Origin of the sequence: Trinickia dabaoshanensis (genome assembly GCF_002879885.1) — a bacterium.
Taxonomy (GTDB): domain Bacteria; phylum Pseudomonadota; class Gammaproteobacteria; order Burkholderiales; family Burkholderiaceae; genus Trinickia; species Trinickia dabaoshanensis.
In genome coordinates this window covers 99079-120186 of sequence record NZ_PNYA01000019.1, presented here as the reverse complement: position 1 = coordinate 120186, position 21108 = coordinate 99079, and the positions used below count along the sequence as shown (strand labels likewise).

At 64.4% G+C, this 21108-nt stretch carries 21 protein-coding genes; 11 read left to right on the top strand and 10 right to left on the bottom strand.

Translation table 11 applies throughout. The features are described 5' to 3' along the window. Nucleotides 1–3: 3 nt before the first annotated feature. From recX to C0Z18_RS20455, 7 genes are all read left to right on the top strand, one after another. Nucleotides 4–573, top strand: coding sequence for a recombination regulator RecX (recX, locus tag C0Z18_RS20485; RefSeq protein WP_102647257.1), 570 nt, complete (start codon nt 4–6; stop codon nt 571–573). 82 nt (nt 574–655) lie between these two features. Further along, on the top strand, nt 656–1372 hold the full coding sequence (locus tag C0Z18_RS20480) for a DUF2889 domain-containing protein (RefSeq protein WP_102647256.1): 717 nt from the start codon (nt 656–658) through the stop codon (nt 1370–1372). A 12-nt stretch (nt 1373–1384) separates the two neighbouring features. Then, nucleotides 1385–2554: an ADP-forming succinate--CoA ligase subunit beta gene (sucC, locus tag C0Z18_RS20475; protein ID WP_102647255.1), complete on the top strand. Its 1170-nt coding sequence runs from the start codon at nt 1385–1387 to the stop codon at nt 2552–2554. Between the two features lie 39 nt (nt 2555–2593). Then, nucleotides 2594–3475 carry a succinate--CoA ligase subunit alpha gene (sucD, locus tag C0Z18_RS20470; protein ID WP_102647254.1) on the top strand — a complete coding sequence of 294 codons (882 nt, stop codon included), beginning with the start codon at nt 2594–2596 and terminating at the stop codon, nt 3473–3475. Between the two features lie 194 nt (nt 3476–3669). Further along, nucleotides 3670–4401, top strand: coding sequence for a TerC family protein (locus C0Z18_RS20465; protein WP_102647297.1), 732 nt, complete (start codon nt 3670–3672; stop codon nt 4399–4401). A 143-nt stretch (nt 4402–4544) separates the two neighbouring features. Further along, on the top strand, nt 4545–5123 hold the full coding sequence (locus C0Z18_RS20460) for a pilin (protein WP_102647253.1): 579 nt from the start codon (nt 4545–4547) through the stop codon (nt 5121–5123). An 80-nt stretch (nt 5124–5203) separates the two neighbouring features. After that, nucleotides 5204–6985 (top strand): PglL family O-oligosaccharyltransferase, encoded by a 1782-nt coding sequence (locus C0Z18_RS20455; RefSeq protein WP_102647252.1) that lies wholly within the window; start codon nt 5204–5206, stop codon nt 6983–6985. Nucleotides 6986–7046: 61 nt separating this feature from the next. Here C0Z18_RS20455 and moaC read toward each other — a convergent pair whose 3' ends face one another. The 10 genes from moaC to C0Z18_RS20405 all read right to left on the bottom strand — a co-directional run bounded on the left by moaC (nt 7047) and on the right by C0Z18_RS20405 (nt 15591). Beyond that, entirely contained in the window at nt 7047–7523 is a 477-nt protein-coding gene (moaC, locus tag C0Z18_RS20450; protein WP_102647251.1) for a cyclic pyranopterin monophosphate synthase MoaC, read from the bottom strand. A gap of 156 nt (nt 7524–7679) precedes the next feature. Beyond that, nucleotides 7680–8576, bottom strand: coding sequence for an amidohydrolase family protein (locus C0Z18_RS20445; RefSeq protein ID WP_102647250.1), 897 nt, complete (start codon nt 8574–8576; stop codon nt 7680–7682). A gap of 82 nt (nt 8577–8658) precedes the next feature. Next, nucleotides 8659–9951 (bottom strand): MFS transporter, encoded by a 1293-nt coding sequence (locus C0Z18_RS20440; RefSeq protein ID WP_102647249.1) that lies wholly within the window; start codon nt 9949–9951, stop codon nt 8659–8661. A gap of 111 nt (nt 9952–10062) precedes the next feature. Then, entirely contained in the window at nt 10063–10785 is a 723-nt protein-coding gene (locus C0Z18_RS20435) for a GntR family transcriptional regulator (RefSeq protein WP_102647248.1), read from the bottom strand. A gap of 134 nt (nt 10786–10919) precedes the next feature. Beyond that, nucleotides 10920–11495, bottom strand: a complete 576-nt coding sequence (locus C0Z18_RS20430; protein WP_102647247.1) for a DUF2946 family protein — start codon at nt 11493–11495, stop codon at nt 10920–10922. Further along, nucleotides 11488–12546: a YheT family hydrolase gene (locus tag C0Z18_RS20425; RefSeq protein WP_102647246.1), complete on the bottom strand. Its 1059-nt coding sequence runs from the start codon at nt 12544–12546 to the stop codon at nt 11488–11490. Before C0Z18_RS20425 ends, C0Z18_RS20430 begins: the two co-directional genes overlap by 8 nt. 52 nt (nt 12547–12598) lie before the next feature. After that, nucleotides 12599–13051: a nuclear transport factor 2 family protein gene (locus C0Z18_RS20420; RefSeq protein WP_102647245.1), complete on the bottom strand. Its 453-nt coding sequence runs from the start codon at nt 13049–13051 to the stop codon at nt 12599–12601. A 162-nt stretch (nt 13052–13213) separates the two neighbouring features. Next, nucleotides 13214–14248 carry a lipopolysaccharide heptosyltransferase II gene (gene waaF / locus C0Z18_RS20415; protein WP_102647296.1) on the bottom strand — a complete coding sequence of 345 codons (1035 nt, stop codon included), beginning with the start codon at nt 14246–14248 and terminating at the stop codon, nt 13214–13216. Nucleotides 14249–14419: 171 nt separating this feature from the next. After that, a complete protein-coding gene (locus C0Z18_RS20410; RefSeq protein WP_102608952.1) occupies nt 14420–14614 on the bottom strand; it encodes a zinc-finger domain-containing protein in 195 nt (64 codons plus the stop codon). Between the two features lie 53 nt (nt 14615–14667). Then, the gene (locus C0Z18_RS20405) at nt 14668–15591 is read right to left on the bottom strand and encodes a branched-chain amino acid transaminase (protein WP_102647244.1); all 924 of its coding nucleotides are present in this window, start codon (nt 15589–15591) and stop codon (nt 14668–14670) included. A gap of 259 nt (nt 15592–15850) precedes the next feature. On the opposite strand from C0Z18_RS20405, the gene C0Z18_RS20400 reads away from it, so the two are divergent. The 4 genes from C0Z18_RS20400 to C0Z18_RS20385 all read left to right on the top strand — a co-directional run bounded on the left by C0Z18_RS20400 (nt 15851) and on the right by C0Z18_RS20385 (nt 21093). Further along, nucleotides 15851–17044, top strand: coding sequence for a phosphoglycerate kinase (locus tag C0Z18_RS20400; protein ID WP_102647243.1), 1194 nt, complete (start codon nt 15851–15853; stop codon nt 17042–17044). A 311-nt stretch (nt 17045–17355) separates the two neighbouring features. Then, nucleotides 17356–18792 (top strand): pyruvate kinase, encoded by a 1437-nt coding sequence (gene pyk / locus C0Z18_RS20395; protein ID WP_102647295.1) that lies wholly within the window; start codon nt 17356–17358, stop codon nt 18790–18792. Between the two features lie 191 nt (nt 18793–18983). After that, on the top strand, nt 18984–20048 hold the full coding sequence (fba, locus tag C0Z18_RS20390) for a class II fructose-bisphosphate aldolase (protein ID WP_102647242.1): 1065 nt from the start codon (nt 18984–18986) through the stop codon (nt 20046–20048). 154 nt (nt 20049–20202) lie between these two features. Next, nucleotides 20203–21093 (top strand): phosphoribosylaminoimidazolesuccinocarboxamide synthase, encoded by an 891-nt coding sequence (locus C0Z18_RS20385; protein WP_102647241.1) that lies wholly within the window; start codon nt 20203–20205, stop codon nt 21091–21093. Nucleotides 21094–21108 lie beyond the last annotated feature (15 nt).

Here is a 21108-nt window from a genome sequence, read left to right as displayed (position 1 = left end):
GTGATGCGCAAAGGGCGGGCGCCGCGGCGCTCCGATCCGCTCGATCCGCAATCCGATGACGAGGCGTTCGATTCATCGTCGGCCGCTTCGGAAGAATCCGACGAGGCCGGCCGTTCGCGCCGGCCTACTCGCCCGCTGAAAATGCGGGCAATCGATTACCTCTCGCGGCGCGAATACAGCCGCGCCGAACTCACCCGCAAGCTTGCTCCGTTCGTCGAACCCGGCGACGAACTCGATCCGCTGCTCGATTCGCTCGAACGGGAAGGCCTGCTATCCGATGCGCGCTTCGCCGAAAGCCTGATGAATCGGCGTTCGTCGAAGTTGGGGGCGAGCCGTATCGTAGGCGAGTTGCGCCAGCATGGGCTCGACGACACGCTGGTCCAATCGGTCGGCGCGCAACTGCGCGACACCGAACGGGCTCGTGCTCAGGCGGTGTGGCGTAAGAAGTTCGGTCAGCTTCCGGGCTCGCCCGCCGAGCGGGTGAAGCAAACGCGCTTTCTCGCGATGCGCGGGTTCTCGCATTCCACGATTTCGCAGGTTCTCAAAGGCGACGACGACTGGAGCGACGAATAAGGCGAGCGGGGCGGGCTCGCGGCGCCTGTCATACTCAGTATGGTAAAATCCATCGGTTTTCCTCTCCAGCCGTTCCCCTCGCATGCCGCTTTCGCCGCCCGCCTCCCGCCAGTTGCGCCATCGCCGCGCAATCCGAGCGGAAGCCTTCGAGCGCGACGACGGTCTGTGGGATCTCGAGGCGTGTCTGACCGACCATAAGCCGCGCGATGTCGCATTGGCGCCCGGTGTCCGGCCCAAGGGCCTACCGATCCATGAACTCTGGCTTCGCATCACTATCGACCGCAAGCTCACCATCGTCGACGCCGAAGCGTCGTCGGAATGGGTGCCTTACCCCGGTCATTGCGAAGCCGCCAATCCCGCCTACCGCGCCCTCATCGGTCTCAACCTCCTCAACGATTTCCGCCGCCAAGCACGGCGCTTGCTCGCCGGAACGGCAGGCTGCACGCATCTCACCGAACTCTGCTCCATTTTGCCGTCCGCCGCGATCCAAGCATTCGCCGGCGACGTTTGGAGCACGCGCGACAGCGCGACGGATACCGCTGAAGGCGACTCCGACAGCCCCGGCGCACATCGCGAACCGCCATTCCAGCTCGATCGCTGCCACGCGCTGCGCTTCGACGGCGAAGCGGTGCGCCGCTTTTACCCGCGCTGGCACGGGCACGTACCGCGCAGCCTCAAAACGAGCGACGCATCGGCGGGTCAGGCACCGGCATCGGTAAGCGACCCGGCTGGGCCTGACGCGCCCGGCTCGACGACGAAAAACCATAACGAAGTTCAATCTAACTCTCACTCAGACTGAAGGGAATCACGCATGAAGATTCACGAGTACCAGGGTAAGGAAATCCTGCGGAAATTCGGCGTCGCGGTACCGCGCGGCAAGCCGGTGTTTTCGGTGGATGACGCGGTCAAGGCCGCTGAAGAGCTGGGCGGCCCGGTGTGGGTCGTCAAGGCGCAGATTCACGCGGGCGGTCGCGGTAAGGGCGGCGGCGTGAAGGTGGCCAAGTCGCTCGAGCAAGTTCGCGAGTACGCGAACCAGATCCTCGGCATGCAGCTCGTCACGCACCAAACCGGTCCGGAAGGCCAGAAGGTGAACCGCCTGCTGATCGAAGAAGGCGCGGACATCAAGAAGGAACTCTACGTCGGCCTCGTGATCGACCGCGTCTCGCAACGCGTCGTCGTGATGGCGTCCAGCGAAGGCGGCATGGACATCGAGGAAGTGGCCGCGAAGACGCCGGAAGCGATCCACAAGGTCGCCGTCGATCCGTCGAAGGGTCTGCTCGATTCGGAAGCCGACGACCTCGCGAAGAAGATCGGCGTGCCCGACGCATCGATCCCGCAAGCGCGCGCGATTCTGCAAGGTCTGTACAAGGCCACGTGGGAAACCGATGCGTCGCTGGCCGAAATCAACCCGCTGATCCTCACGGGCGACGGCAAGGTGATCGCGCTCGACGCCAAGTTCAACTTCGATTCGAACGCGCTGTTCCGTCATCCGGAAATCGTCGCGTACCGCGATCTGGACGAAGAAGATCCGGCTGAAGTGGAAGCGTCGAAGTTCGACCTGGCCTACATCTCGCTCGACGGCAACATCGGCTGCCTCGTGAACGGCGCCGGTCTGGCCATGGCGACGATGGACACGATCAAGCTGTTCGGCGGCGAGCCGGCGAACTTCCTGGACGTCGGCGGCGGCGCGACGACGGAGAAGGTTACCGAAGCGTTCAAGTTGATGCTGAAGAACCCGGGTCTGAAGGCGATTCTCGTGAACATCTTCGGCGGCATCATGCGCTGCGACGTGATCGCGGAAGGCGTGATCGCCGGTTCGAAGGCGGTGAACCTGAACGTTCCGCTCGTCGTGCGCATGAAGGGCACGAACGAAGACCTCGGCAAGAAGATGCTTGCTGAATCGGGCCTGCCGATCATCTCGGCGGACAGCATGGAAGAGGCTGCGCAGAAGGTCGTCGCGGCAGTCCAGGGCAACGCGTAAGCGGCCCGGACGCAACAGGATACGAACAGAGGTCAATACATGTCGATTCTGATCAACAAAGACACGAAGGTCATCACGCAGGGCATCACCGGTAAAACCGGCCAGTTCCATACGCGCGCATGCCGTGAGTACGCCAACGGCCGCGAAGCGTTCGTCGCGGGCGTGAACCCGAAGAAGGCCGGCGAAGATTTCGAAGGCATTCCGATCTACGGCAGCGTGAAGGAAGCGAAGGCCGAAACCGGCGCGACCGTCTCGGTCATCTACGTGCCGCCCGCAGGCGCCGCAGCGGCGATCTGGGAAGCGGTGGAAGCCGATCTCGACCTCGCGATCTGCATTACCGAAGGCATCCCCGTTCGCGACATGATCGAAGTGCGCGATCGTATGCGCCGTGAAAACCGCAAGACGCTGCTGCTCGGACCGAACTGCCCGGGCACGATCACGCCGGACGAGCTAAAGATCGGCATCATGCCCGGTCACATCCACCGCAAGGGCCGCATCGGCGTCGTGTCGCGTTCGGGCACGCTGACGTATGAAGCCGTGGGGCAACTGACGGCGCTCGGCCTCGGCCAATCGTCGGCGGTCGGTATCGGCGGCGACCCGATCAACGGTCTGAAGCACATCGACGTCATGAAGATGTTCAACGACGATCCGGATACGGACGCCGTGATCATGATCGGCGAAATCGGCGGTCCGGACGAAGCGAACGCGGCTTACTGGATCAAGGACAACATGACCAAGCCGGTCGTCGGCTTCATCGCCGGTGTCACGGCGCCTCCGGGCAAGCGCATGGGCCACGCCGGCGCGCTGATCTCGGGCGGTGCCGATACGGCCGAAGCGAAGCTCGAAATCATGGAATCGTGCGGCATCAAAGTGACGAAGAACCCGTCGGAGATGGGCCGTCTGCTGAAGTCGGTGCTGTAAGTTGCCGTGATCGCCGCGCCCGGTGCGATCGCACTGGGCGTGGCCGATGAGCCGTTTTTGGTATCCTTGCGAAATTCTTTCGTAAGGCTTCCGACAGACGCAAAAAAGCGAGGGAGCGTATCCGTGCTCCCTCGCTTTTTTATGGCTGTCGCCTTTGGTTGCTCTGGAACGGCGATTGCCCCATGCTCGACGCTATGCTCGAATTTCTAACGACGCTCCATTGGGCGGCGGTCTTTCAGATCGTCGTCATCGATATTTTGCTAGGCGGCGACAACGCCGTCGTCATTGCGCTCGCGTGCCGCAAGTTACCGGCCTCCCAGCGCATGCAAGGCGTGCTTTGGGGCACGGCGGGCGCGATCGTGCTGCGCGTCGTGCTCATCGTGTTCGCCGTTGCGTTGCTCGACGTGCCGTTCCTCAAATTCGGCGGCGGCCTATTGCTGCTTTGGATCGGCGTGCGGCTCATGGCACCGTCGCACGAGGCCCACGAAAACATCAAACCCGCCGATAAGCTGTTGGCGGCGATCAAAACGATCATCGTCGCCGATGCCGTGATGAGTCTGGACAACGTGATCGCGATCGCGGGTGCGGCCGAGACGGCCGATCCGGAGCACCGGATCGCGCTCGTGATCTTCGGCTTGGTCGTGAGCATTCCGCTTATCGTCTGGGGCAGCACACTCGTGCTGCGCATGCTCGACCGCTTCCCCGTCATCGTGACCTTGGGCGCGGCGCTGCTCGGCTGGATCGCGGGCGGGCTCATCATCAACGATCCCGCGGGCGATCGTTGGCCGTTGCTCGATACGCCGCTCGCCGAGTACGGGGCGCACATCGCCGGCGCGCTGCTCGTCGTGCTCGTCGGATATTGGCTCAAGCGCCGCCTGTCCCGCCGCGCGGCGGCGAATACGACGAGCTCGCGCCAAACGCACTGATGCCCGCCGATACCTACCGATTCACGCTGCGAGCCGGCGCCTAGCCGATCGGCCGACTGTCGCCGTTAGCGCGGCGTGGATACGCTCCCCATTGGTTGCCCGCCCATTTGCCGGCGGGCCGTCCTTCGAGGAGCGTGTTCGCGATGTCCGCCGTTTTTTTCAACCTAGCGCGCCGGCTCGTGTCGGCCGCCGTGCCGCCGCGCCGCGCCAAACGCGGTTTCACGCTAATCGAGTTGATGATCGTGCTGGCGATCGTGGGGATCGTCGCCGCCTATGCCGTGCCGGCCTACCAGGATTACCTCGGTCGCAGCCGGGTGGGGGAAGGGTTGGCGCTCGCCTCGGGGGCGCGCCTTGCGGTGGCCGAGAACGCCGCCGCGGGCAGTCCCTTCGGCAGCGGATACGTCGCGCCGCCCGGCACCCGCAACATCGACGCCATCGCGATCGACGATACGACCGGAGAAATCTCCGTCCGCTTTACGGCGCGGGTGTCCCCGGCGGGCACCGATACATTGGTGCTCGTTCCGTCGGTACCCGACGCGTCCGATCCGCCCACCGCGCGCGTGGCGCTGGAAGCGGGCGCCGTCCAGGGCGGGGTCATGTCGTGGGAATGTTTTGCTGCGGGTAAGCAAGGGTCTTCGCTTCCGGCGCCCGGCTCGGGACCGGCTCCGCTCGAGCCGGCGACGTTGCCGGCCAACCTCGCGCCGCCGGAATGCCGGGCTTGATGGTGCGCCGGGAGTAAACGGCTTCGCACAGTGAAAGGAAATTTTTGTATAGTGCGCCGGTTGCCGACGCTCCCATACTCATGACTTCTCCATCTGCCCGTTATTTGTCGTTTGCGTCCCTGGCTTTCGCGGCGCTGCTGCCGTACGCGGTCACCAACCATACGTACCCGGTCCCAACTTTCTACGCGGAGTTCACGGCGCTCTCGCTGTATTTGCTGGTCGGCGCTTCGGTGCTGCTGCTGGTGCTGTCGGAGCGGCAGGGGGCGCAGTACGCGATGCCCACCGTGGCGCTGGTCCCGCTCGCCTTCGGGGCGCTGTTGGTCTTACAGACATTCGTGCTGCCTCTCGCGCAGCCTTCGATGGCATGGCTCGGCGCGGGCTTCCTCTTGGCGGGCTTCATGGCCGTGCAAACGGGGTATGGCCTTGCGCGCGTAGGGGCGGCCGATACGGCGTTGCGCTGGATGGCGACCGCGCTCGTCGTGGGCGGTCTGTTCGCCGTGTTTTGCCAGGTGGTGCAGCTTTTTCATGCGGAAGCGAAATTCGCCCCGTTCGTGGTGGCTTATAACGTCACGACCGACCGGCGGCCGTTCGGGAACATGGCGCAGGCCAACCACCTCGCCACCGTGATCGCGTTCGCGCTGGCCGGCGCCATGTACCTCGTGCAGACGCGCCGTATAAACGTCCTCGTTTGGGCGGTCGTATCGGCGATTTGTGTTCTCGGGCAGGCGCTGACGGTGTCGCGCGGGCCTTGGCTGCAAACGGGCGTCATCGTCGTCGCGGGATTTTGGATGGCGCTCGTCGCGCCGCGCGCGAACGTTTTTTCCGGGCGCCGCACGCGGGAGTGGATGATTCCGGTTCTGCTCGTCGTGTTGTTCATCGCGGTGAATATGGCCACTCGCTGGGCCAACGCGCGTTACCAGCTCGGATTGGACGTGTCGGCCGCACACCGCTTTCAGGACAAGGGGCAATTCGTCCTGCGGCTTGCGATGTGGAAGTACGGCTGGACGATGTTCAAGGGGCACCCGTTGCTGGGCGTGGGTTGGGGCGAGTTTCCGCGTTTCGAATTCGCGCTAGTGAAGCAATTGGGCGACGTCGAAATCGCCAACAATTCGCACGACATCGTCATCGATTTGCTCGCTAAAACCGGTGTGCTCGGTTTTGGCGTCGTGTTGCTGGGGCTGCTGACCTGGTTGTGGCGCGTGCTGCGCGCGCCGCATACGGTCGAGCGCGTTTTCGGCCTTGCCCTCATCGGTGCGTTGCTGATGCACGCGCTGGTGGAGTATCCGCAGCAGTACATGTTCTTCCTGCTGCCTGCGATGTTCATCTTCGGCATCTTGGAGACGAAGCCGTTGACCTTCGTGCCGGGGCGGTTTGCGTTGGGGCTGCAATGGCTCGTCGTATTGGGCGGATTGGCGGCGCTCTTGCCGATTTATCGCGATTACGCGCGCTCGGAGGTGCTGTATTACGGCGCACACCCCGCCGAGCAATACCGGGCGGCGCCGTCGACGCTGTTCGGGGCGTGGGGCGAGTATGGGATGGCGACGTTGCTGCCGATCGATAGCAACGATCTGCGCACGAAGATCGACATGCATGAAAAGGCGCTGGCGCTACTGCCAGGCGAGACGGTGCTGCGTCGATACGCGGTGTTGCTGGCGCTCGACGGGAAGCCGGATCAAGCGTTCGATACGGTGGAGCGGCTGAAGATCTTCGCGCTGGTGTTGCACGATTGGCCGTCGCAGCTCTCGGCGCTGTATGACTTGTGCGACGACGAACCCAAGCTGGCGTCGTTCAAGGCGGAATTGGTCAAGCGCTATGGGGCTGCGCCGAAGTCGTCGGATGACGAGGAGGATAGCGGCGATTGACCGGCAGGAGGGGCGCGGACGCTGAGCGACATACCGGCGAGCGTCCGAGGTTGGCGTTGCTTCACGGAGCCACCCAATCCCCCGACTTCCCCCCATGCTTTTCCATCACCTTCACATCGGTGATGACCATCCCGCGGTCCACGGCTTTGCACATGTCGTAGACGGTCAGCAGGCCGACTTGCACGGCGGTGAGCGCTTCCATCTCCACGCCCGTGCGGCCGAGCGTTTCGACCTGGACCTTGCAGTGCACTCCAGGCATCGCCTCGTCGAGCGCGAAATCGACTGCCACGCGCGTGAGCGCGAGCGGATGGCAAAGCGGGATCAAATCGGCCGTGCGTTTAGCGCCCTGAATCGCGGCAATGCGGGCGACGCCGATCACGTCGCCCTTCTTCGCATTGCCGTCACGGATCAGTGTAAATGTCTCGGGCTTCATTCGGATCGAGCCGCGCGCAACGGCGATCCGCTTCGTTTCGTCCTTGCCGCCGACGTCCACCATATGAGCCTGGCCGGCTGCGTCGAAATGGGTCAATTCAGGCATGTCGTGCTCCTTCGAGGGGCGCTTATCTTAGCAGCCTGCCGACGGGCTGCCGGTACGCCCTGTGCGCCCCGGTCGCGCTTAACGTAGCGACATTCTGCGCCAAAGCGAACCCCGCCCGCGAGCGTCGCGACATGCTCTCCGCCCAATACTGGCCGGTTATGCGAAACCGAACAGGCGAGCCGGCGTATCGACGAGCACGGCCTGCCGCGCCCGCTGCGTCGGGAGCAGCTTGTTTGCCAGCGCATACGCGCAATCGTAATCGTGGCCGCGCTCATGTTGGGTGTGTGGCCAATCGCTGCCCCACACGAGCCGGTCGAGCCCGAAGGCAGTTTCCAACAAGGGCATCGCCGCCAGTGCCGTGCCCTCGAGCGAGCCGGCGCTCAGCGGATCGGCATTGCGATACGCCGCGGACAACTTGACCCATACGCGTCGTGTCGCGCCGAGCGTCAGCAAATAGCCGAAGCCGGGATCGGCAATCCCGAGAGCCGGGTCGGGGCGTCCGAAGTGATCCACGACAATGTCGATCGCTTCGCCGGTCTGCGTGAGCAGCCCTCCCAAGACATTCGGCAACCGCTGAGCCTCGCAGTGCACTTCGATCTGCCAGCCCAGCGCGACGATTTTGCGCAGCGTCGTTTGCCACGCGGCACCGGCAAGATCGGGATCGGGCAGGCCGAACAGATTGAACCGGATGCCGACGATACCGCCGAGCGCGAGGACGTCGAGCGAGCTAGGATCGGTCGCTACGGCCTCCGGGTCGATCATGGCGATGCCACGCAAGCGGTGCGGTGCCCGCGCGATAGCGCCCATCAAATAACCGTTGTCGGTGCCGAGAAAGCTCGGCTGCACGAGCACGCCGTGCGAAATGCCGTGTCGATCGAGTTGCGCGAGATACCGGGTAAGCGGGGCGTCATACGCGGGCGCATACCGGCGGGCCGCCGCGAGCGGAAGAGCCCTCGAAAAAACGTGAGCGTGAGTATCGATTGCCGTGATCGCGCCGGTGCTTGCCCCGTGCAGCGTATCCGCGCCCGTAGCGCGCGCGGCGTTTGTCGACATAGCCAAAAATCCTCGGTTCCAATGACTGCGGTAGTGGTGCTACCGGGCTCGTCGTTATCGCTGTCGGCGCGCCCGACGCCGATCAATGGCCGGCGGTCTGTACATCGGGCGATGCGCGATGTCCGGTCGCGCCGGCTTCGTTCTCCGCGAGGGCGCGTCCGCGCGTTTCCGGAAGCATCAACACGGCGAAGACCACGATTGCGTACGCGATCGCGGCGTCGGCGCCGATGGCGAAGCCGAGCGAGGTTGTCTGGGCCAGGTGCCCGACCATGACGGGGAAGCCCGCCGAGACGATGCGTCCGAAGTTGTAGCAAAACCCGACGCCGGTTCCGCGCATGCCGCGCGGATAGAGTTCGTTGAAGAGCGCACCCATGCTGGCCGGAATGCCCGCAGCGAAAAAACCGAGTGGGAATCCGACGACGAGCATCGCTGCGTTCGTCAGCGGTACGAACAGATAGACGAGCACCGTGGCGACGCAAGCAATCGAGAACAGCAAGATGGTGCCGCGGCGCCCGATTCGGTCGAGCAGTTGAGCGCTTGCCACGCAGCCGCAAAAGAATGCGACGATGATCACGGCCAGATAACCGCCGGTTCCCAACACCGACAAGTGACGCTCGGTCTTCAGATACGTGGGTAGCCACGTCATCAGCGCGTAATAGCCCCCATGCGCGCCCACGCCGAGCAGCGCCCCGATGAGCGTCATGCGCAGCACGCTCGGCGAAAAGATTGCAAGCAACGGCATGCTCGGCGCGGCACCGGCCTGCGAAGCCGGGCGCCCCGCGGGTGCTTCCGGCTCCGGCACGCCGCGCCGCAGATAAAGCACGAGCAAGGCCGGCAACAGGCCGAGTGCGAACATCGTGCGCCATGCCATCGCACTCGGCATCAGCGAGAACATGACCGAATACAAGACGACGGCGGCTGCCCAGCCGATGGCCCAAGCGCTTTGCACCGTGCCCATGGCCTTGCCTCGATGCTGCGCGCGAATCGATTCGGCCATGAGAACCGCGCCTGCTGCCCACTCGCCGCCGAACCCCAACCCTTGCAATGTCTTCAGTACGAGAAACTGCTGGAAATTGTGCGCGAACGCGCAGGCGAACGTGAATACGGAGAAGAACGCGACGGTGAACTGCAACGTGCGAACGCGGCCCATGCGGTCGGCGAGCGCGCCCGCGATCCACCCGCCGAGCGCGGACGCGACGAGCGTCGCCCCACTCACGAGCCCGGCCTGCGTTTTACCGATGCCCCACTCGGCGATGATCGCCGGAATCACGAGGCTGAAGATTTGAACATCGAGCGCGTCGAGTGCCCAGCCGCCGAAACAAGCCCAAAACGTGCGTCGCTCGACCGGGGAGATATCTTTGAACCAACTGAACATCGCATGTCTCCTGTGGGGCCGCTTTCGTATGGATTGGGCCCATGTATTACCGTTCATCGGTGCGCGCGTCGTCCGCGAACCCATGCGTCGATCGCGCGCGTCCGCATGCCTTTAGCGGATCTCCACCTGATAGAGGAACTCGCTTGCCGGCCCACGCGAGCGACGCCATTCGAGGGGGCGGCGGTCGTAGCCGTAAGCGAGCCGCTCGATGACGACGACGGGCGTACCCGGGGCGATGCGCAGCATCCGCCCATGCATCGCGTCGACCGTTTCGACGGTCAGGGTTTCGCTGGCCGATGCGACGACCTGATTGCAATGCGCCTCGTAGACCGGATAGAGCAGGTCGCCGATTTCCTCGGTGGGCAGCTTGGCAAACGCCTCGAAGCGCTCATACGGTAGCCATATCTCCTCGGCGAGGATCGGATGATCGTCGAGGAGACGAAGCCGCGACATACGGATGACGCGCGCATTGGCGTCGATGCCGAGCGCGGCGCTGACGGCCGAAGGCGCCGGCACGACTTCGCGCAACAGAATCCGGCTCGTGGGAACGCGCCGCTCTCCGCGGCGATTCTGAAAACGAAAAAAACGAAACAGCGAGCCGTCGAAGCTGGCCCGGCGGACGAACGTGCCTCGCCCTTGAAAGCGCTCGAGCATGCCTTCCGCGACGAGCTGGTCGATGGCCTTGCGCACGGTGCCCACGGCAACGCCGTGGGTGCGCGACAGTTCCTGCTCGGTGGGGATGGCCTCGCCTGCACGCCAGCGATGCTCTGCGATCTGAGCGGCCAATTCGTCGCGCAGACGCTGATAGCGAGGAAGTCGGTCGTCGGCCTGCATGGGAACTCCGCTCGAAAGGATTAATACGGTCAACCAGTCATATATATGTTTATATGTATCGAGCTTCGCCGCAATTGGGGCAGACCCGCGGTTTCAAAGGGAACGGAAAAGGAAGGGCGAACGCGCTCCGGCGTTCAACGCTGCGCCGCCGCCGGGCTGGCGACGAAGCCGAAGCGCGCGGGGATATCGGCGCGCCGCACCGACTCGACCGCGAGCACATGGCCGGGACGCCATTCGAGCGTGCCCGTCGTGCCCGATTCGTCGAGCGCGGCCAATTGCGCAAACAGGTCGAGGTCGTGGTCGTGCAACACGGCGATCCGTTGCGGGTTTGAACGATCGGCGAACAGTACGCCGCCTTCGTCGTCGATATACACGGCCGCCGGCTCGAACCCGGCGCCGGTCTGGTCCGTCAGCACCGGTGAACCGGGTGAAGGCAAGGCCAGCCGCACCACCCACGGTGTATAAGCCAATTCCACATAAACGCGCTGCGGCCCGTTCTGAAAGAACCAGCAACCCCCGTCGTCACACGCGTAATTGCGCTCGATGAAGCCGACGAGCGCCGCATGGCGGATCGTCGTGCCAAGCTCGCCGCGCGCTTGCGCGCCTTCGTCGCGCATCCGCCATTGTCCGCGCCGGTCCAGCAGCAGCCATCCCGTGCAATGCGGCACGTTCGGCCATTTGGCGAGCGCGGCTTTGACGATGTCATCCATCGTGCGCGTGCGGCTCCAAAAAATTGAATACGCGCCGAGGCAGCCAGTCGATCCGGCCCGGGAAGGGCCCGGTCATGAAGCCCACGTGCCCGCCGGCTTCAGGCTGATCGAGCTCGATCGCACGCGACACTTCGGCATGCGTGGGCAGCGCGGCGCTCGGTAGGAACGGATCGTTGCGCGCGTTGAGCACGAGCGTGGGCACGACGACGTCGGGCAGCAGCGGGCGCGTGGTCGCTCGGGTCCAATACTCTTCCGTATTGCGAAAACCGTGGATCGGCGCGGTCACGACATTGTCGTACTCGTACATCGTCCGGCAGGCCAGCATCGCATCCCGGTCGAACAACCCGGGATACTGCTCGAGCTTGCTCAACGCCTTGCGCTTGAGCGTCTTCAGAAAGCTCATCGTATAAACGAGCGCGAAACCTTGCGAAAGCGCGCGCCCGCCGGCATGCACATCCAATGGTGTCGAAATCGCGGCCGCCGCCGACACGAACGCCGCATCCGTGCCTTGTTCGCCAAGCCAGCGCAACAGGACATTGCCGCCGAGCGAGACGCCTGCGACGACGAGCGGCCCGCGATGCTGCGCATGCAGCCGCCGCAAGACCCAGTCCACCTCGGCACTGTCGGCGAGATGGTAAAAGCGCGGCGCCAGATTGATCGGTCCGCTGCAACTGCGAAAATGCGGCACGACGCCATGCCATCCGAGCGCACGAGCCGATGCCATCAGGACGCGCGCGTAATGCGAATCGGAACTGCCCTCGAGCCCATGAAAGAGTACGAACAGCGGCGCGTCGGGCGGCGGGGCAGCGTCGTTTCCGGTACCGGCGCCGTAGGCGAGCCAGTCGAGTTCGATGAAATCGCCGTCGGGCGTATCCCATCGCTCGCGTCGATATTCGACGGCCGGGCGGCGTGCGAAGAGGGCCGGAACGATCGTTTGGGCATGGCTCGTCGGGAGCCATCGGGGCGGGTTGTAGAGCAGTTGTACCAACGTTTCGGTGGCCGCGGCCCCCGCAGCCGGTGACGAAGCCCGTTTGTCATGTGTCGTGCTCATGACCGTCCCCAAATCCTGTAATCGCCTCGGCCGGCTATCGGTTGCCGGCCGGTCAATGCAATGCGCCTTGTCCGTGTCGAATCTTGGCAGCGAAGTCGGTGGCCGTTTCTTCCGGCATCGGACTCGCATGAATGTGCGCGATTCGCCATTCGCCGCGCTCGTGAACCATGACGTAGGTTGCGTAGATCATCCGCGACGGCGCGAGCGGTTCTTGCAACCGATGCGCTTCCGCGACCGTGTAGACGACCGTGCCGAGGCTGTCGTACACGCGCACGTCGAGCGGCTCGATAGCCGTCGGCAGTGCGCGCGCATCGGCAAGCGCAACCAGCCCGGCGCGGATCTGATCCACGCCGTGCCAGTGCGCTCCGCCCGCATTCACGTAGCTCGCGAACTCTTCGTCGATCCAAAGGGCCATCAACGCGTCGATGTTGCCGTCCCCGACGGTCTGATAGAACGCGTTCAACGTATCGGCTGCGGCTTCGAACAAGCGGGCAAAACGTGGCATGGCTCTCTGGGCTCGTAGATATCGCGCAAAAACGCGCCGTCAGGCTAACTCGTCACGCCCGCGGCAAAAAACGCGAGGCGCGCTCGGCAATACGGTCGTTCGGGCTCGACGTGCGGCGCCCACGCGTCAATGAACGCATAAAGCCGCCAGGCCTTCCGTGCGTCAGCGCTCGCCGAGCAACATGGCACGCAAATCGGCGAACACTTGCTCGGCGGACAACTCGCGCAAGCAGCGCAAATGGCCGAGCGGACACTCGCGGGCAAAGCAAGGGCTGCACTCGAGATGCAGCCATTGTACCTTCGCGAAGTCGGACAAAGGCGGGGTGTGGCGCGGATCGCTCGATCCGTAGATCGCGACCAGCGGCCGGCGCAGCGCCGCCGCGACGTGCATGAGGCCGGAATCGTTGCTCACCACGGCGCCGGCTCGCGCGATCAGCGCGCACGCTTCGCCGAGCGAGGTCTGTCCGCACAGGTTGCGCACGTTCGGAGCCTGGGCCGCGATGGCCGCCGCGAGCGGTGCGTCCTTGTTCGAGCCGAGCGCGACGATCTGCGTGTACGGGAACGACTGGCCGACCATTTTTGCGAGCGCGGCAAAGTGCTCGGCGGGCCAACGCTTCGCGCTGCCGTACTCGGCACCCGGGCAGAACACGAGCAGCGGCACGCGCGTATCGAGGTGAAAACGCGCGGACACACGCACCGATTCGTTCGGATCGGCCTCCAAATGCGGCATGCGCAAGCGCGCTTCGAGATCGGGTACCTCGGCGCCCGGCGCGTAGGCGAGGGCGGCATAGTGCGGCGCCATCGGCGCGCGCTCGCCTTTGCCCGGATTCGCGTGCCGCACGTTCAGCAGGCCCACCCGGCCTTCGCCGGTGTAGCCGATGCGCAGGCGAATGCCCGCCAGCCAAGGAATCAAGGCCGATTTGAACGAATTCGGCAACACATACGCGGCGTCGTAATCGTTCTCGCGCAGATCGAGCGCGAGCTGCCAGCGCTTCAGAAGCTGGAGCTTGCCGTGAGCGAGGTCGGTGGCATGCACCTCGCCGATTTCCGGCATCCGCTCGAGCACCGGTGCCACCCAGGTGGGCGCGACCGCGTCGATGACGAGACGCGGATGAAGTTGCTTGAGCAGCGTGAACAGCGGCTGCGCCATCAATGCGTCACCGATCCAATTCGGTGCGATAACCAACGCGCGACGCATCAGTGTGGATATCCGATAGATAAGCGGAACGCGGCGCGCAATGCGCGCCGCGTTCGGTAATTGAGCGATGAGCGCCGCCCGCCCCGGCCGCGGCACCGCGTACTTCGGCGGTACGGCCCTTTTTCGAGGCGAGCGCTTGCCGCCGCTAAGGAGCGGGCGGCGCCGCGGGAATCAGTGGTGCTTGACGATCTCGCCGTCGCGCAGCTTGTAGCGCGTGCCGCAATACGGGCAGCGGGCTTCGCCGTGCGTGACGTCGATGAACACGCGCGGATGCGCGCTCCAACGCGGCATCGACGGATTCGGGCAATAAGCGGGCAAATCTTTAGCCGACAGTTCGACCAGCGGCATTTCCTTCGTTTCGCTCATGGGACGGATTCTCGTTATTGGCGGTGTGGCGTGCAGTGTTCGGATCGGCTCTTTCAGATCTTCGTGAGCCAGTGCGGGTACTTCGCGTTCTTGCCCGCGATGACGTCGAAGAACGCCGATTGCAGTTTTTCGGTGATGGGGCCCCGCGAGCCCGTGCCGATCGTGCGGTTGTCGAGCTCGCGGATCGGCGTGACTTCGGCGGCGGTGCCCGTGAAGAACGCTTCGTCGGCCGTGTAGACCTCGTCGCGCGTGATTCGCTTTTCGATCACTTCGATGCCGGCGTCGCGGGCGAGCGTGATGACCGTGTCGCGCGTGATGCCGTCCAGGCACGAAGCCAGATCGGGGGTGTAGAGCTTACCGTTGTTCACGAGGAAGAAATTCTCCCCCGAGCCTTCGGAGACGTAGCCGTCGACGTCGAGCAGCAGCGCTTCGTCGTAGCCGTCGGCCGTGGCTTCCTGGTTCGCGAGGATCGAGTTGACGTACCAGCCCGATGCCTTGGCGCGCACCATGGAAACGTTCACATGATGGCGCGTGAACGACGACGTCTTCACGCGGATACCCTGCGTGATCCCTTCCTCGCCGAGATAGGCCCCCCACGGCCAGGCCGCGATCGCCACGTGGATCGTGTTGCCGCGCGCCGACACGCCGAGCTTTTCCGAGCCGACCCAGATGATCGGGCGCAGATAGGCCGTCTCGAGCTTGTTCTCGCGCACGACCTCGCACTGGGCGGCCGCGAGCGTCTCGTGGTCGAACGGGACGTCCATTTGGAAGATCTTCGCCGAATTGAGCAGGCGCTTCGTATGTTCCTTCAGACGAAAGATCGCGGTGGCGCCGTCGACGGTCTTGTACGCGCGCACGCCCTCGAATACGCCCATGCCATAGTGCAACGTATGCGTAAGAACGTGGATTTTCGCGTCGCGCCAGTCGATCAGCTTGCCGTCCATCCAGATCTTGCCGTCACGATCGGCCATTGACATAGGAACCTCCTAGTGATGCGGTCGGGTCTGCCCCGGTGAGTTCGCCATTTTAGCGTCTTTTGCCCCCGTCTCGGGCAGGCGCGGAATTCACCGTTTTACGACATGCGTTCCCCGAATACGCGACATTCGTCCCAAGATCGGCTTGTCGGGCGGGACGATCGGCTAAAATGCACGACTGCCGCCCAGCTGCGAGCCGACCTTCGGCCCGTTCGCCCAAGGGTGCACTCGCCCGCCAATCAACCTGCATGCGTACATTCCCATGAGCCAAGTACTGCGTCTCTCCGATCTGATCGCAAAGGGCTTGCTATCCGGCAAGCGCGTCTTCATCCGCGCCGATCTCAACGTGCCGCAGGACGAGCAAGGCAACATCACCGAAGACACGCGCGTGCGCGCGTCGGTGCCGGCCATCGAGGCCGCGCTGGCCGCCGGCGCCGCCGTCATGGTGACGTCGCACCTCGGACGCCCCACCGAAGGCGAGTTCAAGCCCGAGGATTCGCTCGCTCCCGTTGCCCGGCGCCTGGCCGAGTTGCTCGGCCGCGACGTGCCGCTCGTTGCGGGCTGGGTCGAAAACGGCGTGAACGTCGAGCCCGGGCAGGTCGTCCTGCTCGAGAACTGCCGCGTCAACAAGGGCGAGAAAAAGAACAGCGACGAGCTCGCGCAAAAGATGGCGCAGTTGTGCGACGTCTACGTGAACGACGCGTTCGGCACGGCGCACCGCGCCGAAGCCACGACCCACGGCATCGCCAAGTACGCCAAGATCGCCTGCGCGGGTCCGCTGCTCGCAGCCGAACTCGATGCGCTCGGCAAGGCGCTCGGCAATCCGAAGCGCCCGCTCGTGGCGATCGTCGCCGGCTCGAAGGTCTCGACCAAGCTCACGATCCTGAAGTCGCTGGCCGAAAAGGTCGATCAACTGATCGTCGGCGGCGGCATCGCCAATACGTTCATGCTCGCGGCCGGCCTGAAAATCGGCAAATCGCTGGCCGAGGCCGATCTCGTGAACGAAGCGAAGGCCATCATCGACGGGGCCCGCGCGCGCGGCGCCTCGGTGCCGATCCCGACCGACGTTGTCGTCGCCAAGGAGTTCTCGGCCACGGCGCAGGCCGTGACGAAAAACGTCGCCGACATCGAAGCCGACGACATGATCCTCGACATCGGCCCGCAAACGGCCAAGGCGCTCGCCACGCAGCTTTCGAGCGCCGGCACGATCGTCTGGAACGGGCCGGTCGGCGTGTTCGAGTTCGATCAATTCGGCAACGGGACCAAGACGCTTGCCGAGGCGATCGCGAAGTCGCCCGCGTTCTCGATCGCAGGCGGCGGCGATACGCTCGCGGCGATCGCCAAGTACGGCATCCACGATAAGGTCAGCTATATTTCGACGGGCGGCGGCGCCTTCCTCGAGTTCCTCGAAGGCAAGAAGCTGCCCGCCGTCGAAGTGCTCGAGTCGCGGGCTTGATCATGGGCGCGCGCGCTCCGAAATCGGCCAAGAGTCCGGCCCGGCCGGCCCGATCGTCGCGCCGCGCCCCGGCCGTTGAAACCGCGGACGCGTCCGCAAACCCGCAACAACGAGCGCAGGCGGATCAGCCCGTCCAGCCTGTCGAACCCGTCGCGGTGCCCGCCGCCGCGGTACCCGTCAAAGACGAAGTCAAAGCGACGCCGGCCCGATCCGGCGCGCAACCCAGCCCCAGTACGAGCGCTTTGCCCCAGGCGCCCGACGCATCATCTCGCAGCCCGTTTACCAGCGACACCACTCAGACGAGGAGATACATGCATCGCGCCACCAAGATTGTCGCCACGATCGGACCGGCATCGAGTTCGCCCGAGATCCTTTTGCAGATGATGCAAGCGGGGCTCGACGTTGTACGCCTGAATTTCTCGCACGGCACGGCCGACGATCACCGCCAGCGCGCCGAGCACGTGCGCGAGGCGGCGCGCCAGATGGGGCGAGAGGTCGCCATCATGGCCGACCTGCAAGGGCCGAAGATTCGCGTCGGCAAATTCGAGAAGGGCAAGACGTTCCTCGAGCCGGGCCAGCCGTTCATTTTGGACGCCACCTGCGAGATCGGTAACGACGAGCGCGTCGGCCTCGATTACCGCGATCTGCCGCGCGACCTGAAGCCGGGCGACGTGCTGCTGCTCAACGACGGGCTCATCGTGCTGACCGTGTCGCGCGTCATCGGCGAGGAAATCCATACGATCGTCAAAGTGGGCGGCGAGCTCTCGAACAACAAGGGCATCAATCGCCAAGGCGGCGGCCTGACCGCGCCGGCGTTGACGGCCAAGGATATGGAAGACATCCGCACGGCGATGTCGCTCGGGGTCGATTACATCGCGGTGTCGTTCCCGAAGAACGCCACGGACATGGAGATGGCGCGCCAACTGGCGAACATCGCCGGCATGCCGTACGGCAACAAGCCGAAGATGATCGCCAAGATCGAGCGGGCCGAGGCGATCCCGGCGCTGCAAGGCATTCTCGACGCATCCGACGGCATCATGGTCGCGCGCGGCGATTTGGCCGTCGAAGTCGGTAACGCGGCCGTGCCGGCGCTGCAAAAGCGGATGATCCGCATGGCGCGCGAGTCGAACAAGCTCGTCATCACGGCCACGCAGATGATGGAGTCGATGATCCACGCGCCGGTGCCCACGCGCGCCGAGGTGTCCGACGTCGCCAACGCGGTGCTCGACGGCACCGACGCGGTCATGCTGTCGGCGGAGACGGCCGCGGGCAAGTACCCGGTGCAGACGATCGAGGCGATGGCCGCGATCTGTATCGAAGCGGAAAAATCCGAACACGTCGAACTCGACAAGGACTTTCTCGACCGCACGTTCACGCGCATCGACCAATCGATCGCCATGGGCGCGCTGTTTACGGCCTACCACCTCGGCGCGAAGGCGATCGTGGCGCTGACCGAATCGGGCGCAACCGCGCTGTGGCTGTCGCGCCACTGGTCGCACGTGCCGATCTTCGCGCTGACCTCGCGCGTGACGAGCGAGCGGGGGATGGCGCTGTTCCGCAACGTGACGCCGCTCTCGGTGGAACCGAACAGCGATCGCGATCAGGCACTCAAACAAGCGGTCGAGGTGGTCGTCTCGAAGGGCTTCGCCTCGCGCGGCGACATGGTCGTACTGACCGTGGGCGAGCCGATGGGCCAGGCGGGCGGGACCAATACGCTGAAGATCGTGCGCGTCGGCGACCCGTATTGATCGCGGGCTTAGGACATTGAAAGCGGTGCGCCGGCCACGAGCCGGCGCTCAGCGCCGTATGTTTGGCGCTTCGCGGGGAGTTCCCGGCGCCCCAAAGTGCCGGTCGAGCCCTCGCTTCGCGATAAAATCGCGTATTCGCACAAAAAAACGTGCCGACCGAGCACCCAGATTTCAATCCTAGGAGTACAAGCATGCCTCTCGTATCAATGCGTCAACTGCTGGACCATGCCGCCGAACACGGCTATGGCTTGCCGGCGTTCAACGTGAACAACCTCGAGCAAGTGCAAGCCATCATGGCCGCGGCGGATCAGGTCGGCGCGCCGGTCATCATGCAAGCGTCGGCCGGTGCCCGTAAGTACGCGGGCGAGCCGTTCCTGCGCCACTTGATCGAAGCGGCGATCGAGTCGTATCCGCACATCCCGGTCGTCATGCACCAGGATCACGGGCAATCGCCGGCGGTCTGCATGGCGGCGATGCGCAGCGGCTTCACGAGCGTCATGATGGACGGCTCGCTGCAAGCGGACGGCAAGACGGTTGCATCGTACGAATACAATGTCGACGTCTCGCGCAAGGTCGTGGAGATGGCGCACTCGATCGGCGTCACGGTCGAGGCGGAACTGGGCGTGCTGGGTTCGCTCGAAACGATGAAGGGCGACAAGGAAGACGGCCACGGCGCCGAAGGCACGATGACGCGCGAGCAACTGCTCACCGACGTCGAGCAGGCCGCGGACTTCGTGGCGAAGACGCAGTGCGACGCGTTGGCGATCGCGATCGGCACCTCGCACGGCGCCTACAAGTTCACGAAGAAGCCGACGGGCGATATCCTCGCGATCGATCGGATCAAGGAGATCCACGCGCGCATCCCGAACACGCACCTCGTGATGCACGGTTCGTCGTCGGTGCCGCAGGAACTGCTGGCCGAAATCCGCGAGTTCGGCGGCGACATGAAGGAAACGTACGGCGTGCCGGTCGAGGAAATTCAGGAAGGGATCAAGCACGGCGTGCGCAAGGTGAACATCGACACCGATCTGCGTCTGGCGATCACGGGCGCGATTCGTCGCTACTTGTTCGAAAATCCGAGCAAGTTCGATCCGCGCGACTACCTGAAGCCCGCGCGCGAAGCGGCGAAGAAGGTCTGTGTGGACCGCTATCTGGCCTTCGGCTGCGAAGGGCAAGCCGGCAAGATCAAGCCGGTCTCGCTCGACAAGATGGCGGAAAAATACAAGGCGGGCGAGCTGGCGCAAGTCGTTCGCTAATCCGCCGCAGGCAAGGCCGCGCAGAGGTCCGCGCGGCCGTCGTGAACCGATCGCCGTTCCGATCAATCGATGGGAACGGCGTTTGCCTTTTGTTGTTTTGTAGTCTTTTGTAGTGTTTCATTCGTTCATCACTTTTGACTGACGGCTCACGACGATGTCTACCCTCTACGAATCCACGCTCCGCTCGCTGCCGCTGCTTGGCCGCGGTAAGGTCCGCGACAACTATGCGGTCGGCAACGACAAATTGCTGATCGTCACGACCGATCGTCTGTCGGCGTTCGACGTCATCATGGGCGAGCCGATTCCGAACAAAGGCCGCGTGCTGAACCAGATGGCGAACTTCTGGTTCGACCGTCTCCAGCACATCGTCCCGAACCACTTGACGGGCATCGACCCCGAAACGGTCGTCGCGCCCGACGAAGTGGAGCAGGTGAAGGGACGTGCCGTCGTCGTCAAGCGGCTGGAGCCGATTCTCGTCGAAGCCGTGGTGCGCGGCTACCTCGCCGGCAGCGGCTGGAAGGACTATCAAGCAAGCGGCGCCGTGTGCGGCGTCGCGCTGCCGCCGGGCCTGCAAAACGCCGAGAAGCTGCCCGAGCCGATCTTCACGCCGGCGGCCAAGGCCGAGATGGGTCATCACGACGAAAACATCACGTTCGAGGACTGCGAGCGCCGCATCGGCACGGAACTCTCGGCGACGATCCGCGACATCTCGATCAAGCTCTACAAGGAAGCGTCCGAATACGCGGCCACGCGCGGCATCATCATCGCCGACACGAAGTTCGAATTCGGCCTCGACGATCACGGCAAGCTGTTCCTGATGGACGAAGCGCTGACGGCCGATTCGTCGCGGTTCTGGCCCGCCGACGAATATCGCGTCGGCACGAACCCGCCTTCGTTCGATAAGCAGTTCGTGCGCGACTGGCTCGAAACGCAAGACTGGGGCAAGACGGCGCCCGCGCCGAAGCTGCCCGAGGACGTGATCGCCAAGACGAGCAGCAAGTACCAGGAAGCGCTCGAGCGTCTGACGGGCCAAACGCTGGCCTAAGGCTTGATTCGATCG

What these genes read in the sequence shown, in the direction of transcription:
- C0Z18_RS20455 (WP_102647252.1), top strand. Translation starts at nt 5,204, where the DNA reads ATGACTTCTCCATCTGCCCGTTATTTGTCGTTTGCGTCCCTGGCTTTC.
- C0Z18_RS20440 (WP_102647249.1), bottom strand. Translation starts at nt 9,951, where the DNA reads ATGTTCAGTTGGTTCAAAGATATCTCCCCGGTCGAGCGACGCACGTTT.
- C0Z18_RS20465 (WP_102647297.1), top strand. Translation starts at nt 3,670, where the DNA reads ATGCTCGAATTTCTAACGACGCTCCATTGGGCGGCGGTCTTTCAGATC.
- fba (WP_102647242.1), top strand. Translation starts at nt 18,984, where the DNA reads ATGCCTCTCGTATCAATGCGTCAACTGCTGGACCATGCCGCCGAACAC.
- C0Z18_RS20420 (WP_102647245.1), bottom strand. Translation starts at nt 13,051, where the DNA reads ATGCCACGTTTTGCCCGCTTGTTCGAAGCCGCAGCCGATACGTTGAAC.
- recX (WP_102647257.1), top strand. Translation starts at nt 4, where the DNA reads ATGCGCAAAGGGCGGGCGCCGCGGCGCTCCGATCCGCTCGATCCGCAA.
- sucC (WP_102647255.1), top strand. Translation starts at nt 1,385, where the DNA reads ATGAAGATTCACGAGTACCAGGGTAAGGAAATCCTGCGGAAATTCGGC.
- C0Z18_RS20400 (WP_102647243.1), top strand. Translation starts at nt 15,851, where the DNA reads ATGAGCCAAGTACTGCGTCTCTCCGATCTGATCGCAAAGGGCTTGCTA.
- C0Z18_RS20430 (WP_102647247.1), bottom strand. Translation starts at nt 11,495, where the DNA reads ATGGATGACATCGTCAAAGCCGCGCTCGCCAAATGGCCGAACGTGCCG.
- C0Z18_RS20435 (WP_102647248.1), bottom strand. Translation starts at nt 10,785, where the DNA reads ATGCAGGCCGACGACCGACTTCCTCGCTATCAGCGTCTGCGCGACGAA.
- C0Z18_RS20480 (WP_102647256.1), top strand. Translation starts at nt 656, where the DNA reads ATGCCGCTTTCGCCGCCCGCCTCCCGCCAGTTGCGCCATCGCCGCGCA.
- C0Z18_RS20460 (WP_102647253.1), top strand. Translation starts at nt 4,545, where the DNA reads ATGTCCGCCGTTTTTTTCAACCTAGCGCGCCGGCTCGTGTCGGCCGCC.
- C0Z18_RS20425 (WP_102647246.1), bottom strand. Translation starts at nt 12,546, where the DNA reads ATGAGCACGACACATGACAAACGGGCTTCGTCACCGGCTGCGGGGGCC.
- C0Z18_RS20445 (WP_102647250.1), bottom strand. Translation starts at nt 8,576, where the DNA reads ATGTCGACAAACGCCGCGCGCGCTACGGGCGCGGATACGCTGCACGGG.
- C0Z18_RS20410 (WP_102608952.1), bottom strand. Translation starts at nt 14,614, where the DNA reads ATGAGCGAAACGAAGGAAATGCCGCTGGTCGAACTGTCGGCTAAAGAT.
- pyk (WP_102647295.1), top strand. Translation starts at nt 17,356, where the DNA reads ATGCATCGCGCCACCAAGATTGTCGCCACGATCGGACCGGCATCGAGT.
- C0Z18_RS20385 (WP_102647241.1), top strand. Translation starts at nt 20,203, where the DNA reads ATGTCTACCCTCTACGAATCCACGCTCCGCTCGCTGCCGCTGCTTGGC.
- moaC (WP_102647251.1), bottom strand. Translation starts at nt 7,523, where the DNA reads ATGCCTGAATTGACCCATTTCGACGCAGCCGGCCAGGCTCATATGGTG.
- C0Z18_RS20405 (WP_102647244.1), bottom strand. Translation starts at nt 15,591, where the DNA reads ATGTCAATGGCCGATCGTGACGGCAAGATCTGGATGGACGGCAAGCTG.
- waaF (WP_102647296.1), bottom strand. Translation starts at nt 14,248, where the DNA reads ATGCGTCGCGCGTTGGTTATCGCACCGAATTGGATCGGTGACGCATTG.
- sucD (WP_102647254.1), top strand. Translation starts at nt 2,594, where the DNA reads ATGTCGATTCTGATCAACAAAGACACGAAGGTCATCACGCAGGGCATC.